The sequence below is a fragment of the Mesorhizobium subarcticum genome, from assembly GCF_055456085.1.
Genome location: NZ_CM144237.1, coordinates 5,506,156 through 5,521,151, shown reverse-complemented (window position 1 = coordinate 5,521,151; position 14,996 = coordinate 5,506,156). Strand labels below are relative to the sequence as shown.

The following is a 14,996-nucleotide window of genomic DNA, read 5'->3' as shown; positions in this document are numbered from 1 at the left end:
TGCAGCGGCCCCCGCCGGCGGATTCTCGATCGTTGTCAGCTTTCCACAAAACGCTGAAGGACGGGTTTGGGAAACCGCTCTATTGCTTTGTTGGCGCTTCACCATCTGCTAACCAATGCAAGGGCAACGGCCCCCGATCCGCTCCAAAAACAGAACGCCCTGCCGAGGCAGGACGTTCGGAAGCAAACCTGTCGATCAACCGGCGATGCATGAAAGCTGGTGACACCATGGGCCGGTTCGGATAATTCGAACCGGCTGCGGCGAACCGTCGGCTGCGGCACTCGCAACGCTTATCTTGAAGGAAACGGCATGGCGGCTAAGCCTGAAATCGTTGGCTCGCTCGAAGACGTGTCTAAAGCCTATTCGGCAATTCTGTGCGATGTCTGGGGCGTGGTGCACAATGGCGAATGGCATTTTCCGGCGGCCGCCGCAGCGCTGGCGGCGGCAAGGGCGGCCGGTACTCCTGTTGTTCTCATCACCAATTCGCCCCGCCGCAGCGCCGATGTCGTGGCTCAGATGAGCGCGATCGGGGTTCCGCCGTCAGCCTACGATCGCGTGGTGACCTCGGGCGACGTGACCCGTGATCTGATCGCGGAAGGCCCACGCAAAATCTTCCATATCGGCGCCGACCGCGATCTGACGCTCTATGACGGCCTCGATGTCGAGCTCGTCGAGGAATTCGAGGCGGCCGGCGTCGTCTGTACCGGGCTGTTCGATGACGAGGTCGAGAAGCCTGAGGATTATGCAGACCTTTTGCGCCGGTTGCGTGCCAGGAACCTGCCGTTCATCTGCGCCAATCCCGATATCATGGTGGAGCGCGGCGAACGGATCATCTGGTGCGCCGGCGCCCTGGCGCGCGATTATGCCCAGCTCGGCGGCCGCACGCTGATCGCGGGAAAGCCCCACGCGCCGATTTACGACGTCGCGATGAAGGAGGTGGCCGAGGTCCTTGGCCGGCCGGTTGAGCGTTCGCAGGTTTTGGCCATCGGCGATGGTATGATGACCGATGTGAAGGGCGCCGCCGACAATGGCTTCAACGTTCTCTACGTCTCCGGCGGCATTCATGCCCGCGACTATGGCGACCCGTTGCGGCCGGATCCGGCAAGGCTCGGGCTTTTCCTGGAACGGCACGGTTATCGTCCGGTGGCCGTCATAGCCAGACTGCAGTAGGTGGCGATGGTGACCTTCCAGCACCTCTCGGCAACCGGCCCACTGCCTGCCAATCTGCGTGGCGGTGTTGTCGCGATCGGCAATTTCGACGGCGTCCACCGTGGTCATCAAGCGGTGCTCGAACGGGCATTGGCCGAGGCAGCGCGGCGTGGTGTGCCTGCCCTGGTGCTGACCTTCGAGCCGCACCCGCGAACGATCTTCAGGCCTGACATGCCGCTGTTCGTGCTGACGCCGCCGCCGATGAAGGCGCGGTTGCTGTCGTTGCTGGGCTTTGCAGCACTTGTCGAGCAGCCGTTCACGCGCGACTTCGCCTCGCTGTCGGCGGAAGCCTTCGTCACCGATGTGCTGGAGAGGACGCTTGGCATTACCCACGCCGTGACCGGTTTCGATTTCCATTTCGGCAAGGACCGCCAGGGCGGGCCGGCCTATCTGATGGCGGCCGGCGAACGCCATGGCTTCGGTGTCACGCTCGTCGACGCTTTCCGCGACGAGGGCGCCGAGGTGATTTCGTCAAGCCGGATCCGGTCCTTGCTCTGCGATGGCGAGGTGGCCGAGGCCGCCAGCCTGCTCGGTTATCGCTTCACGGTGGAAAGCGAGGTCGTGGGCGGCCAGCAGCTCGGGCGAACGCTCGGCTTTCCCACAGCCAACATGAGGCTTCCCGTGCAAGCCACTCTCAGGGAAGGCATCTACGCCGTCCGCTTCCGGCGCGCCGACGGCACGCTGCATGACGGTGTCGCCAGCTTCGGCCGTCGCCCAACCGTCGATGACAATGGCGCGCCGCTGCTGGAAACCTTCGTGTTCGATTTTTCCGGCGATCTCTATGGCGAGATCTGCCAAGTCTCATTCTTCGGCTTCCTGCGCAGCGAGATCAAGTTTGACGGGCTCGATGCGCTGGTCGTGCAGATGAAGCGTGACGAAGCCGAGGCGAGGGCGCTGCTGGCCGGCGTCAAGCCGCTTTCCCTGCTCGACGCCTCTATTGCTTTCTGACCTACTTTTTCAGTGCCAGGCCGACCGCGATGAAGGTCCAGCCCTGGAAGATCAGGTCGATCGCCAGGAACAGTCCGAGCACCCACAGGCTGTTGACCGGCCAACCCATGGCGATGATCAGGCCCGCAAGCACGCTGATGACGCCTGCCGCGACGATCCAGCCCCAGCCGCTTTCCGGACGATGGCTGTAGCCGACCCAGGCCCGCAGCGCGCCGGAAGCGACGAGCGCAACGGCCAGCAGGAAGGTCAGCACCGCCGAGGCCAGCAGAGGATTGTCGAATGCGAAAAATCCGGCGACCGCATAAAGCAGTCCACTGAGCAGCCAGTAGAAGAAGCGGCCCCAGGTCTTGACGCCGAAAGCATGCATGATCTCGATGATGCCTGCCACCAGCATCAGCCAGCCGACGACATAGACGGACGCCACGGTGGCAATGAACAGATTGCCGAAGGCGATGCCACCGAGGATCAGCAGCAACACGCCCAGCCCTACGAACCATCCCCACTTCGCTCGCGTCTGGCCAATCGCGTTCTTCAGGGTATCGCCATGCAAGGTCATGTTGCCACCTCATTGAGGACCGCCAGTATGCAATGAAGTTACCCCTGGTGCCGATCCGCGTCCAGCCAAGGGTGGGTCGGATGGTGCAGCCAATGCGAGCCGGATGTCTCGTCCTTAAATCAAATTTTACCAAAGCCTCGGCAAAGCTGTCATGGCGGCGCATGTGTATCGTGTTAGTGGAGTGGCCATGAGTTCGGTCGGAAAGATTTCTGTAGCCTTGGCTACCCTGATGCTGGCGACGACGAGTGCGGCTGAGGCTGGCGACGGCGCTTTCGGCTGGCTGTCCGGCGACTGGTATCTGACGGTTGGCGCCACTGGCCTGGTGGCGCCAAATTTTGAGGGCGGCAAGAAGTACATGCTCAGCGCCCAGCCCATCATTTCACTGGGCAAGGCCGGTCCCCAGGCACGCTTCACCTCGCGCAACGACAATATCTCGCTGGCGCTTGTCGATGATGGCAGTGTCCGCGCCGGCCTGACCGGCAAGTTCCTGTTCAGGCGCGATGACAGCAATGCCGACGAACTCAAGGGCCTTGATCCGGTCCGCTGGGGTGGCGAAGTCGGCGGCTTCTTCGAATTCTATCCGACGGATTGGCTGCGCGCGCGTGCCGAGCTGCGGCATGGCATCCGAGCCCATAACGGCTTTGTCGCCGATATCGCCGCCGACGCGTTCTACGACGTGACGCCGACCGTCAGAATTTCGGGTGGGCCGCGCGTGTCTTTTGCCTCGGCGAATTATTTCGACGCCTATTATGGCGTCAATGCGCAGGAAGCCGTGGCCTCGGGCCTCAGCCAGTACAATCCCGGTGGCGGCCTGAAATCCGTCGGCCTCGGCGGCGCGGTGACCTGGAAGGTGACGGATCCGATGACAGCCAGCCTGTTCGGCGAATATTCGCGCCTGGAGGGGCCGGCAGCCGATTCCAGCCTGGTCCGGGAGCGCGGCGACCGCAACCAGTTCATGGTCGGTGTGTCGACCACCTATCGCTTCGACTTCAAGATGTAAGCGAATCGAACGAGACGCTTTATTCCTGCGCCTATCTCCGCTAAAAGCCCAACAATGACGAGCTTTTCGCGCCTTCGTGTGCTGACGATACGAATTACCGGCCCGGTGTTCCGGGCGGCCTGAGCGCCGCCGGAGCCGCCGGGACTTTTGCGCGCACCCCCAGCGCTTTTCCAGAACATCGACGCATATCGCCCAAAAGTGGGTCCGGTTTTGGGAAAACGATATGCGTCAACCAAAGACTTCAAGCCCCGGGCTTTCCCGCCGCCGGGCAATTGAGATGGCAGATCAATGACCGATACCCCTACCGCCGACAAGGCCGAGACAATCGACTATTCCAAGACGCTCTACCTGCCGCAAACGGATTTTCCGATGCGCGCCGGCTTGCCCGAGAAGGAGCCGGTGCTGGTCAAGCGCTGGCAGGACATGGATCTCTACCGCAAGCTGCGCGACAGGTCCGCCGGCCGCACGAAATACGTGCTGCATGACGGCCCGCCCTACGCAAATGGCAACATCCACATCGGCCACGCGCTGAACAAGATCCTCAAGGATGTCATCACCCGCTCGTTCCAGATGCGCGGCTATGATTCCAACTATGTGCCGGGCTGGGACTGCCACGGCCTGCCGATCGAATGGAAGATCGAGGAGCAGTACCGCGCCAAGGGCAAGAACAAGGACGAGGTGCCGGTCAACGAATTCCGTAGGGAATGCCGTGAGTTCGCCGCGCACTGGATCTCGGTGCAGGGCGCGGAATTCCAGCGTCTGGGCGTCGTGGGCGACTTCAAGAACCCCTATACGACGATGGCCTTCCACGCCGAGTTGCGCATCGCCGGCGAACTGCTGAAATTCGCCATGTCGGGCCAGCTCTATCGCGGCTCCAAGCCGGTGATGTGGAGTGTCGTCGAGCGCACCGCATTGGCCGAGGCCGAGATCGAATACCAGGACTACGAGTCCGATACGATCTGGGTGAAGTTTCCCGTGGCCAGTCTGGTCCGCCCCGTCGATGACGGTGAAGCGAGGCTGACGGAAGGCGCGCTCGACCTGCTGCAGGCCCACGTCGTCATCTGGACGACGACACCGTGGACGATCCCTGGCAACCGTGCCGTCAACTATTCACCGCGCATCAGCTACGGTCTTTACGAAGTCACGGCGGCCGAGAACGCGTTTGGGCCGCAGCCCGGCGAAAAGCTGATCTTTGCCGATGCGCTCTCCGAAGAATCGTCGGCCAAGGCCAAGGTCACCTTGAATCGTCTTCGCAGCGTTACCTCGCAAGAGCTTGGAAGCCTTACGCTTTCGCATCCGTTCAAGGGTTTCGGCGGCGGCTACGAATTCCCGGTGCCAATGCTTGCCGGTGACCATGTCACCGATGATGCCGGTACCGGTTTCGTCCACACGGCACCCGGTCACGGTCGCGAGGATTTCGACGCCTGGATGGATGCGGCACCCGACCTGCGCGCGCGCGGTGTCGATACCGCGATCCCGTTTACCGTCGACGACGCCGGCTTCCTGACCAAGGACGCGCCGGGCTTCGGCCCGGATCGCGAGGGCGGACCGGCGCGCGTCATCGACGACAATGGCAAGAAGGGCAACGCCAACCAGGCCGTCATCGACGAACTGATCAAGCGCAACGCCTTGTTCGCGCGCGGCCGGCTCAAGCATTCCTATCCGCATTCCTGGCGGTCGAAGAAGCCGGTCATCTTCCGCAACACGCCGCAATGGTTCGTTTATATGGACAAGGACCTCGGCGACGGCACGACGCTGCGCAGCCGTGCGCTGAAGGCGATCGACGACACCCGCTTCGTGCCGGCTGCCGGCCAGAACCGCATTCGCGCCATGATCGAGGAGCGCCCCGACTGGGTGCTGTCGCGCCAGCGCGCCTGGGGTGTGCCGATCGCCGTCTTCGCCGACGAGGACGGCAACGTGCTGAAGGACGAAGCGGTCAACCAGCGCATCATGGACGCCTTCGAGGAAGAAGGTGCCGATGCCTGGTTCGCGACTGGTGCCAAGGAACGCTTCCTCGGCAATCACGATGCCTCCAGGTGGAAGCAGGTGATGGACATCCTCGACGTCTGGTTCGATTCGGGCTCGACGCATGTCTTCACGCTCGAGGATCGCCCCGACCTGAAGTGGCCGGCCGACGTCTATCTCGAAGGCTCCGACCAGCACCGCGGCTGGTTCCACTCCTCGCTGCTCGAAAGCTGCGGCACCAGGGGCAGGGCGCCTTATGACACCGTCGTCACCCATGGTTTCACCATGGACGAGGACGGCCGCAAGATGTCGAAATCGCTCGGCAACACCGTCGTGCCGCAGGACGTCATCAAGCAGTCCGGCGCCGACATTCTGCGGCTGTGGGTGGTGACGACGGATTATTGGGAAGACCAGCGGCTCGGCAAGAATGTGCTGCAGACCAATATCGATGCCTACCGCAAGCTGCGCAACACCATTCGCTGGATGTTGGGCACGCTTGCCCATGACGACGGCGAGAGCGTGCCGCTCGAAGCGATGCCGGAGTTGGAGCGGTTGATGCTGCATCGGCTGTCGGAGCTCGACGAGGTGGTGCGCCAGGGCTACGACGCCTTCGAGTTCAAGCGCGTCACCCGCACGCTTCTCGATTTCATGGTGGTCGAGCTGTCGGCGTTTTATTTCGACATCCGCAAGGACGCACTCTACTGCGACGCGCCGTCGAGCCTGAAGCGCAAGGCCTCGGTGCAGGTGGTGCGCCATCTCTTCGATTGCCTGGTGAAATGGCTGGCGCCGATGCTGCCCTTCACCACGGAAGAGGCTTGGCTCGACCGCCATCCCGACGCGGTGTCGGTGCATCTCGACCAGTTCCCGGAAATCCCGGCGGATTGGAAGAACGAGGCGCTAGCGGAGAAATGGCGCAAGGTACGGCAGGTGCGCCGCGTCGTCACCGGCGCGCTCGAGATCGCACGGGCCCAGAAGGTAATCGGCTCCTCGCTGGAGGCAGTGCCGGTCGTCACGATCAACGAGGCAGCGCTCGAGGCGGCGATTTCAGATGTCGACATGGCCGAGATGGCGATCACCAGTGATCTTGTCATTGCCCATGGCCAGGCGCCGGCAGGTGCCTTCACCCTCGACGATGTCAAGGGTGTTGCCGTGGTGGTCGAGAAGGCCGAGGACCGCGGTTTGGTCAAATGCGCGCGCTCATGGCGCTATACGGCCGATGTCGGGCAGGACGCCGAATTCCCCGACGTTTCGGCGCGCGATGCGGCCGTATTGCATGAATTGCAGGCGCTTGGGCGTTTGTAAGCCGGTGCACAAATGCCACGCCGGGCGGTGCAAATCCGCCTGTGCGTTGCCCTTAACGGGTGGTTGAGGTAAACACGCGAAACTCCGGAAGACAAATTGTCGCCGGATTTTTGTCGCAAGTGCTTGGACGATGGGGACCGGACCTTGGGCCGGTGGCGATCGAGAGGCTGTCTAGAGTGGGACTTTTTGGCATGACCGAGAGATATAATGCGCGCCTGGCGCTGCTGGCGCCGCTTGTCGCATCGGGCCTCGCTTTGTCCGGCTGCATGGGCTCTCCGACCTACGGCACCGACAAGACCGCTGCCGAACAACTGGCCGGCGATCTCACCGGCGCCGTTTCCTTCGCGCCGAAGCACAAGGACCCGATCGACTACAAGCCGCGCCCCACCTTGGTGAAGCCCGCTCCCGGACAGAAGGAAGCGCTGCCTGCACCGCAGGACAGCATCCAGTCTGCAAGCGCCGAGTGGCCCGAATCGCCCGAGCAGCGCCGCGCACGGCTGCGCGCCGACGCCACCGCCCACCAGAATGATCCGAGCTATCAGTCGGAAATCGTCGACGACGTGCAGACTGATCCGGCCTCGGTCAAGAAAGCAATGGACGAATCAGGCTCCAGCCACCCGCCGGCATGGACCCCTGCGGACTCCGACAAGGGCCGCGCCGCGGAAATTCAGCGCCGCCTCGCGGACGCCAAGCAGGGCGATCCCAACACTCGCAAATATCTGAGCGAGCCGCCCTTGGCCTACCGAGTCGCGTCCGGCACGGCGCCGCAGAACGAACTCGGCGAGGACGAGTACAAGAAGGATCGCCGCCTGAAGAAAGAGGCGGAAGGCAAGAAGGGCGGCTGGTTCGACTGGCTGCCGTCCCTGTAAGGACCGCCACACCGCCCTTTTCGGACGGCATGGCGTGGTTCAGTCGCGACGTTCCCTGAAAAATTCCTTGAGCAGCAGAGCTGCCTCGCTCTCGCCCATGCCCGGATAGATGTCGGGCGTATGGTGGCAGGTCGGCGAGGCGAAGAAGCGTACGCCGTTGACCACCGCGCCGCCCTTTTCATCGGCGGCGCCGAAATAGAGCCGGCGTAGCCTGGCGAAGGAGATGGCGCCGGCGCACATGGCGCAGGGTTCCAGCGTCACATAAAGATCGTGTCCGGTGAGCCTCTCGCTCGCCAGCTTGCCGCAGGCTTCGCGGATGACCAGCATCTCGGCGTGCGCGGTCGGGTCGGCCAGTTCGCGCGTGCGGTTGCCGGCGCTGGCGACGACCGTGTTGCCGTTGGCGATGACGGCACCGACCGGCACCTCGCCGCGCAAGGCTGCCGCTTCGGCCTCCTGCAGCGCCAGCGCCATGAAATCCAGCCGCTTCACGCGGTTTCCATTCCCATTATCTCCTCGCCGCCCCAGCCTGTGGGGTTCTTGCCGGAAAAACCGGTCTCCACTTTTCCCTGACAAACTCTGATGATCCTGTTATTGAGCGCATCAGCCTGAAAATCGGACTCGATTTTCGGAAATGATCATGCGCCAAATCAAAGTGCACCAGCGTTCGTTGCGCGCCCGAAAGGATGCGCCACGCTGTAGCAGCGCAAACGGACAAAGGCCACATGGACGACAACGACAAGAAATCTCCGCGCCAAAAAGGCCCGGGCAAGAAACCCGCGGCCCCGCGAGGCGAGAGAGGCGGCAAACCGTCCTTCGGCGCCAAGAAACCATACGCACCGCGCGGCGACCGCCCAAAGGCCGCTGAAGGCGAGCGCAAGCCCTATGAAAAGCGCGAAGGGCCACGCAAGCCTTACGCGCCGCGCGGTGATCGTCCGGTTGCTGCCGAAGGCGAGCGCAAGCCGTATGAAAAGCGCGACGGGCCACGCAAACCTTACGCACCACGCGGCGATCGTCCAATAGCGGCTGAAGGCGAGCGCAAGCCATATGACAAGCGTGAAGGAACGCGCAAGCCCTACGCGCCACGTGGCGACCGTCCAATGGCGGCGGAAGGCGAGCGCAAGCCCTACGAAAAGCGCGAAGGACCACGCAAACCCTATGCGCCGCGTGGCGATCGTCCGGCTGCGGCGGCCGAAGGCGGCGAGAAGCGCTTCGACCGTCCCAAGCGTGATTTCAATGATCGTCCGAAACGTGACTTCGCGGACCGGCCCAAGCGCGACTTCGGCAGCGACAGACCCAAGCGTGATTTCAGCGATCGGCCTCAAGGCGCATCGGGCGGCGCTTTCAAGCCGCGCCCGCGTCCAGCCGAGGCTGCGGAAGAAGCCGGTGAGCGGATCGCCAAGCGGCTGGCGCGCGCCGGTCTCGCCTCGCGCCGCGACGCCGAGGAATTGATCGCCGCCGGCCGCGTCAAGGTCAATGGCCGCGCTTTGACTTCACCGGCTTTCAACGTCATGCCAAATGACATTATCCATCTCGACGGCATGGAAATCCCGCCGATCGAGCGCACGCGCCTGTTCCTGTTCCACAAGCCGGCCGGCGTCGTCACAACCAACCGCGATCCCGAGGGCCGCAAGACCGTCTTCGACGTGCTGCCGGCCGAATTGCCGCGGCTGATGACCATCGGCCGGCTCGACATCAACACCGAAGGCCTGCTGCTGCTGACCAATGATGGCGGCCTGTCGCGCGTGCTCGAACTGCCGGCCACCGGCTGGCTACGTCGCTACCGCGTGCGTGTTCACGGCAAGGTCGAGGAAAGCGCGCTTGTCGGCCTGCGTGAAGGTATTGCCGTCGACGGCGTCTTTTACGGCGCCATCGAGGCGACGCTCGACCGCGAGCAAGGCACCAATGCCTGGCTGACGCTTGGTTTGCGCGAAGGCAAGAACCGGGAGGTCAGGAACATTCTTGGCGCGCTCGGCCTCGACGTGACGCGGCTGATCCGCATCTCTTACGGGCCATTCCAGCTCGACGATCTTGCCGAGGGCCATGTTCAGGAGATCAACGGCAGGGTGCTGCGAGACCAGCTTGGTGAGCGTCTGGTCGAAGAATCCGGCGCCAATTTCGACGCCGAGATTACCACGCCGTTTTCCAACAAGCCGGTGCGGCGCACGGAAGTTCGCGAGCCGGAACCCGAACGGCCGAAATTCACCCGTGACGGCGAGCGCCGTCCGATCGGCGAGGGCGGGCTGATCAAGAACCGCAAGCGCCGCGAAGGCAGCCGCGACGAGGCACTCGGCAAGCTGTCGACAAGTCCCGACAGGAGCGAGAGGCCGGAAAAGAGCTTTGGCGAGCGTGGTCCGAGGCCCGAACGTGGCGGCTTTGGCGACAAGCCACGCGGCAGTTTTGGCGACAAGCCGCGCGGTGGCTTCGGTGACAAACCTCGTGGCGGCGGCAAGAAACCCGAGCGCGAGCAGCGGCCGATCGAGCCGCCGGGCCAGCGCAAGGCCAATGTCTGGATGGCGCCTGGCGCCCGGCCGATCGGCAAGGGCAGGGCGGAAGCCGACGCGGCCAAGGCGGCCGAAGCCAGGGCTCGCAAGGCCTCGTTCAAGCCATCCTATGGCAAGCCCGACGGCAAACCGGGTGGCGCAAAGCCGTTCGGCAAGCCGCGTGGCGAGCGCCCTGGCGGTGCCGGTGGCGGTGGTCCGCGCGGCGGCCCCAAGGGTCCCCGGACAAGATGAGGATCGTCGGTGGTGAGTTTCGTGGGCGTCCGCTGGCGACGCCCCGCAGCAGTGCCATCCGTCCGACGACCGACCGCACCCGCGAGGCCGTCTTCAACGTGCTGGCGCATCGCTTTGCCGAACAGCTGGACGGCGCGCGCGTGCTCGACCTGTTCGCCGGGACAGGGGCGCTTGGCCTGGAGGCGCTGTCGCGCGGCGCTTCCTATGGCGTCTTCATCGAGGAATCGGCCGAAGGCCGCGGCCTGATCCGCGACAATGTCGAGGCCTTCGGCCTGACCGGACGCACCAAGATCTTCCGCCGCGATGCCACGGGTCTTGGCGAGGCGGGCACGCTGGCGCCGTTCGGCCTCGTCTTCGCCGACCCGCCCTATGGCAAGGGGCTCGGCGAGCGCGCCTTGCAGTCGGCCAGGTCCGGCGGCTGGCTCCGCCCTGGCGCGCTGTGCGTGGTCGAGGAGGCGGCCGTGGCGCCCTTCGAGCCAGGCCCTGGCTTTTCCGTGCTGGATGAGCGCAACTACGGCGAGACCGTCATTCGCTTCATCGAGGCCGCCTGATACGGCGGCCCTGCAGCGGCGGCCTCTTTGCCGCCGCCTTTGCCGGCAACATGACCAACAATTCACTTTGCTTGTCGCCAGCACCTTGCATATCGTCCTGCCCGAAGCAATTCCAGGAAAAGTGGGAAACGGTTTTCCGTCCGGAATTGCGTGAAAACAAAGAGATAGAGCGGTTCGGCGTTTCCATGAAACGATGAACCACTCTAGAGAACCGGAGCCATTGATGACATTTCAAGCTGAATGGCTGCGCACAACGCTGCTCGCGACCTCACTGGCTTTCGTCGTGACCGGCCCTGTGCTGGCCGATAGCTCCACGCAGCCCAACACGAAGCCAGCCGAGTTCAAGGTGACGGATTTCCTGCTCGGCAATGGCATGGAAGTGGTCGTCATTCCCGATCATCGCGCGCCGATCGTCACCCATATGGTGTGGTACAAGATCGGCAGCGCCGACGAGCCGCCCGGCAAATCCGGCATAGCCCATTTCTTCGAGCATCTGATGTTCAAGGCGACGACCAATCACGTCGCCGGTGAGTTCGACCGCGCCGTCTCCGACATTGGTGGCTCCAACAACGCGTTCACATCCTACGACTATACCGCCTTCCACGAGACGGTGGCGCCGTCGTCGCTCGAACTGATGATGAGTTTCGAAGCCGACCGCATGCGTAACCTCATCCTCACCGATGACGTCATCAAGACCGAGCGCGATGTCATCCTGGAGGAGCGCCGCTCGCGCATCGACAACAATCCGCAGGCCGTGCTCGACGAGGAAGTCGACGCGACGCTGTGGCAGAACCAGCCCTATCGCATTCCGGTCATCGGCTGGATGCAGGAGATGGAGCAGCTGAACCGCATCGACGCCACCGCTTTCTATGACAAATACTACCGGCCCAACAACGCGGTGCTGATCGTCGCCGGCGATGTCGAACCGGATGCGGTGAAGGCGCTGGCCGAGAAGACCTATGGCAAGGTTGCGCGCGGGCCTGACCTGCCGCCGCGTATCCGCCCGGTCGAGCCGGAGCAGAACACCAAACGCACCGTCACGCTCTCCGACGCCCGCGTCAGCGTTCCCAGTTTCTCGACGCAGTGGGTGGTGCCGTCCTATCATTCGGGCAAGCCGGGTGAGGCGGAGGCGCTCGACCTCTTGGCCGAGATCCTCGGCGGCGGCAACCGCAGCCGGCTCTACCAGGCGCTGGTCGTCCAGCAAGGCATCGCTTCCAGCGCCGGCGCCTATTTCCAGGGCACCATGCTCGACGACACCAATTTCACCGTCTATGGCGCGCCGCGCGGCGACGCCAAGCTGGCCGACGTCGAAGCCGCGGTCGATGCCGAGGTGGCGCGCATCGCCAGTGGCGGCGTTACACCGGAGGAACTCGAAAAGGCCAAGGACCGTTATGTCAGGTCGATGATCTTTGCCCGCGACAAGCAGGATTCCATGGCCGAGATCTATGGCTCGACACTGGCCACCGGCGGCAATGTTAGGGATGTCCAGCAATGGCCGGATCGCATCCGCAAGGTAACGGCCGACGAGGTCAAGGCCGTCGCCGCGCGCTATCTGGTGCTGGCCCGCTCGACATCAGGCTATCTCTTGCCGCAGCAACAGGCGGGGAATTGATGATGAACATGCATGGCCATGCCTTGTCTTCTCCCGCAAGAGGAGAAGGAAGAACGCGCGCCGCATTGGCAACCCTTGTCCTCTCCATCCTCTTCCTGATCCTGCCCGCACTTGCCGCCCGCGCCATGGACATCCAGCAGGTCACCTCGCCAAAAGGCATCACGGCCTGGCTGGTGGAGGACTATTCCGTGCCGGTCGTCGCCGTCCGCTTCGTCTTCGGCGGCGGCTCGACGCAGGATCCGCCGGGCAAGGAAGGCCTCGCCAATCTGATGACCGGCCTGTTCGACGAGGGCGCCGGGTCGCTCGATTCGGAAGCTTTCCAGATCAGGCTCGACGATGCCGGTGCCGAGATGAGCTTCGACGAGACCCGTGACGGCATCTATGGCTCGATGCGCATGCTGGCCGACCAGCGCGACGAGGCCTTCGACCTGTTGCGGCTGGCGGTAGACGAGCCGCGCTTCGACCAGGCGCCGATCGACCGCATCCGCTCCCAGATCCTGTCCGGCATCATCGCCAACGAGAATGATCCTGACACGATCGCGCAGAACAAATGGGCGCGCGCCATCTATGGTGACCATCCCTATTCGCGCTCCGATCAGGGCACCAGGCAAAGTATTGCCGCCATCACGCAGGACGATCTCAAGGCCCTGCACAAGGCGGTGTTTGCGCGTAGCGGCCTGCATGTCGCAGTGGTCGGCGCCATCGATGCCGAGACGCTGAAGAAGAAGCTGGACATGGTGTTCGGCGACCTGCCGCAAAGCCAGGCGCTCACATCGGTCGCCGATGTCGAGCCGAAGCTGGCGCAGCATCTCGAGGTCAATTACGACCTGCCGCAGACCTCGCTGCAGCTCGCCTGGCCGGGCGTGAAGCGCAAGTCGGCGGATTTCTTCCCCGCTGTGCTGATGAACGAGATCCTTGGCGGCGGCACCTTCACCTCGCGCCTGTACCAGGAAGTGCGCGAAAAGCGAGGGCTGGCCTATGGCGTCAACTCCTCGCTGGTCAACCAGGACCATGCCAACGCGCTGATCGTCACCACCGGCACGCGCTCGGACCGCGTGGCCGAGACACTCGGCATCGTGCGCGATGTCGTCAAGCAAATGGCCGAGAATGGCCCGACCGAAGCGGAACTGGCTGCGACCAAGAAATACCTGATCGGCGCCTATGCCATCAGAAATCTGGACTCTTCGAGTTCCATCGCCGCGACGCTGGTCGAATTGCAGATCGACGATCTCGGCATCGACTACATGCAGCGCCGCGCCGGCTACATCAACGCGGTGACGCTCGAACAGGTCAAGGCGGCGGCGAAAAAGCTGCTGACGGCCGAGCCGACCATCATGGTGGTCGGGCCGCCGATGGCCGGGGCCGGCAAGGGATGAGCCCGACTTTTGGCATAGCCTTCGGCGGCGGCGGTGCGCGGGGGCTGGCGCATATCCATGTCATTGAGGCGCTGGACGAGCTCGGCATCAAGCCGGTGGCGATCGCCGGCTCGTCGATCGGCGCCATCATGGGCGCCGGCATGGCCGCGGGCATGACCGGCAAGGACATCCATGACTATGCCCGCTCGATCCTCGGCCGCCGCGCCGAGGTGGCGAGCCGCATGTGGCGCGCGCGCCCGGGCACGATCGCGGAAGCCATGCAGAACGGCATCCGGGTCAGCCAGTTCAATGTCGAGCGCATCCTCAAGGCGTTCCTGCCCGAGGCCATCCCCGAAACCTTCGCCGAGTTGAAAATCCCACTGAAGGTGACGGCGACCGACTATTTTGGCCACAAGCTCGCGGTGTTCGACGACGGCGACCTGCATTCGGCGCTGGCCGCCTCTGCCGCCATCCCCGCCGTGTTCCGCCCGGTGATGCGAGACGGCAGGCTGCTGATCGACGGCGGCATCTACAATCCCGTGCCGTTTGATCTCATCGAGAATGACGCCGACATCATCATCGGCGTCGATGTGGTCGGCGCGCCTGAGGAAGCCGACCGCAAGCAGCCGACCTCCGTCGACCTGATGTTCGGCGCCACCCAGCTGATGATGCAGTCGATAATCGCCAACAAGCTCAAACAATGCCGCCCCGACATACTGGTCCGCCCGGCGGTCTCAAAATACCGCGTGCTCGATTTCCTGAAAATCTACGCTTTGATGAATGACACGGCGGATATCAAGGACGAGCTGAAGCGTCAGGTTGAGAAGGTGGTTGAAGCGCGGGCCGGGAAGGGCAAGCGTGGGAAGCGGGTGGCTGGGTGAGGGACGCGGCTTCAAT

12 protein-coding genes are annotated in these 14,996 nt (G+C 63.7%); 10 read left to right on the top strand and 2 right to left on the bottom strand.

What is annotated here, in order from left to right; all coding sequences use genetic code 11:
• Positions 1-309: 309 nt before the first annotated feature.
• Entirely contained in the window at positions 310-1,170 is an 861-nt protein-coding gene (locus ACZYHG_RS27110) for a TIGR01459 family HAD-type hydrolase (RefSeq protein ID WP_464611174.1), read from the top strand.
• A gap of 6 nt (positions 1,171-1,176) precedes the next feature.
• Entirely contained in the window at positions 1,177-2,157 is a 981-nt protein-coding gene (locus ACZYHG_RS27105; protein ID WP_464611173.1) for a bifunctional riboflavin kinase/FAD synthetase, read from the top strand.
• A gap of 1 nt (position 2,158) precedes the next feature.
• On the opposite strand, the gene ACZYHG_RS27100 is transcribed toward ACZYHG_RS27105, so the two are convergent.
• Positions 2,159-2,713, bottom strand: a complete 555-nt coding sequence (locus ACZYHG_RS27100) for an HdeD family acid-resistance protein (RefSeq protein ID WP_464611172.1) — start codon at positions 2,711-2,713, stop codon at positions 2,159-2,161.
• A 187-nt stretch (positions 2,714-2,900) separates the two neighbouring features.
• Here ACZYHG_RS27100 and ACZYHG_RS27095 point away from each other — a divergent pair, with 187 nt between their 5' ends.
• From ACZYHG_RS27095 to ACZYHG_RS27085, 3 genes are all read left to right on the top strand, one after another.
• Positions 2,901-3,713, top strand: coding sequence for a MipA/OmpV family protein (locus tag ACZYHG_RS27095; protein WP_464611171.1), 813 nt, complete (start codon positions 2,901-2,903; stop codon positions 3,711-3,713).
• Positions 3,714-4,001: 288 nt separating this feature from the next.
• Positions 4,002-6,980 (top strand): isoleucine--tRNA ligase, encoded by a 2,979-nt coding sequence (gene ileS / locus ACZYHG_RS27090; protein ID WP_464611170.1) that lies wholly within the window; start codon positions 4,002-4,004, stop codon positions 6,978-6,980.
• 191 nt (positions 6,981-7,171) lie between these two features.
• The gene (locus ACZYHG_RS27085) at positions 7,172-7,849 is read left to right on the top strand and encodes a hypothetical protein (protein ID WP_464611169.1); all 678 of its coding nucleotides are present in this window, start codon (positions 7,172-7,174) and stop codon (positions 7,847-7,849) included.
• Between the two features lie 39 nt (positions 7,850-7,888).
• Here ACZYHG_RS27085 and ACZYHG_RS27080 read toward each other — a convergent pair whose 3' ends face one another.
• Positions 7,889-8,338: a nucleoside deaminase gene (locus ACZYHG_RS27080; protein ID WP_464611168.1), complete on the bottom strand. Its 450-nt coding sequence runs from the start codon at positions 8,336-8,338 to the stop codon at positions 7,889-7,891.
• A 233-nt stretch (positions 8,339-8,571) separates the two neighbouring features.
• Here ACZYHG_RS27080 and ACZYHG_RS27075 point away from each other — a divergent pair, with 233 nt between their 5' ends.
• From ACZYHG_RS27075 to ACZYHG_RS27055, 5 genes are all read left to right on the top strand, one after another.
• Entirely contained in the window at positions 8,572-10,581 is a 2,010-nt protein-coding gene (locus ACZYHG_RS27075) for a pseudouridine synthase (RefSeq protein WP_464611167.1), read from the top strand.
• Positions 10,578-11,132: a 16S rRNA (guanine(966)-N(2))-methyltransferase RsmD gene (gene rsmD / locus ACZYHG_RS27070; protein WP_464611166.1), complete on the top strand. Its 555-nt coding sequence runs from the start codon at positions 10,578-10,580 to the stop codon at positions 11,130-11,132. The genes ACZYHG_RS27075 and rsmD overlap by 4 nt, the downstream gene beginning before the upstream one ends.
• Positions 11,133-11,355: 223 nt before the next feature.
• The gene (locus tag ACZYHG_RS27065; protein WP_464611165.1) at positions 11,356-12,744 is read left to right on the top strand and encodes a M16 family metallopeptidase; all 1,389 of its coding nucleotides are present in this window, start codon (positions 11,356-11,358) and stop codon (positions 12,742-12,744) included.
• An 8-nt stretch (positions 12,745-12,752) separates the two neighbouring features.
• Entirely contained in the window at positions 12,753-14,120 is a 1,368-nt protein-coding gene (locus ACZYHG_RS27060; RefSeq protein ID WP_464614801.1) for a M16 family metallopeptidase, read from the top strand.
• Positions 14,117-14,980 (top strand): patatin-like phospholipase family protein, encoded by an 864-nt coding sequence (locus ACZYHG_RS27055; protein ID WP_464611164.1) that lies wholly within the window; start codon positions 14,117-14,119, stop codon positions 14,978-14,980. The genes ACZYHG_RS27060 and ACZYHG_RS27055 overlap by 4 nt, the downstream gene beginning before the upstream one ends.
• Positions 14,981-14,996 lie beyond the last annotated feature (16 nt).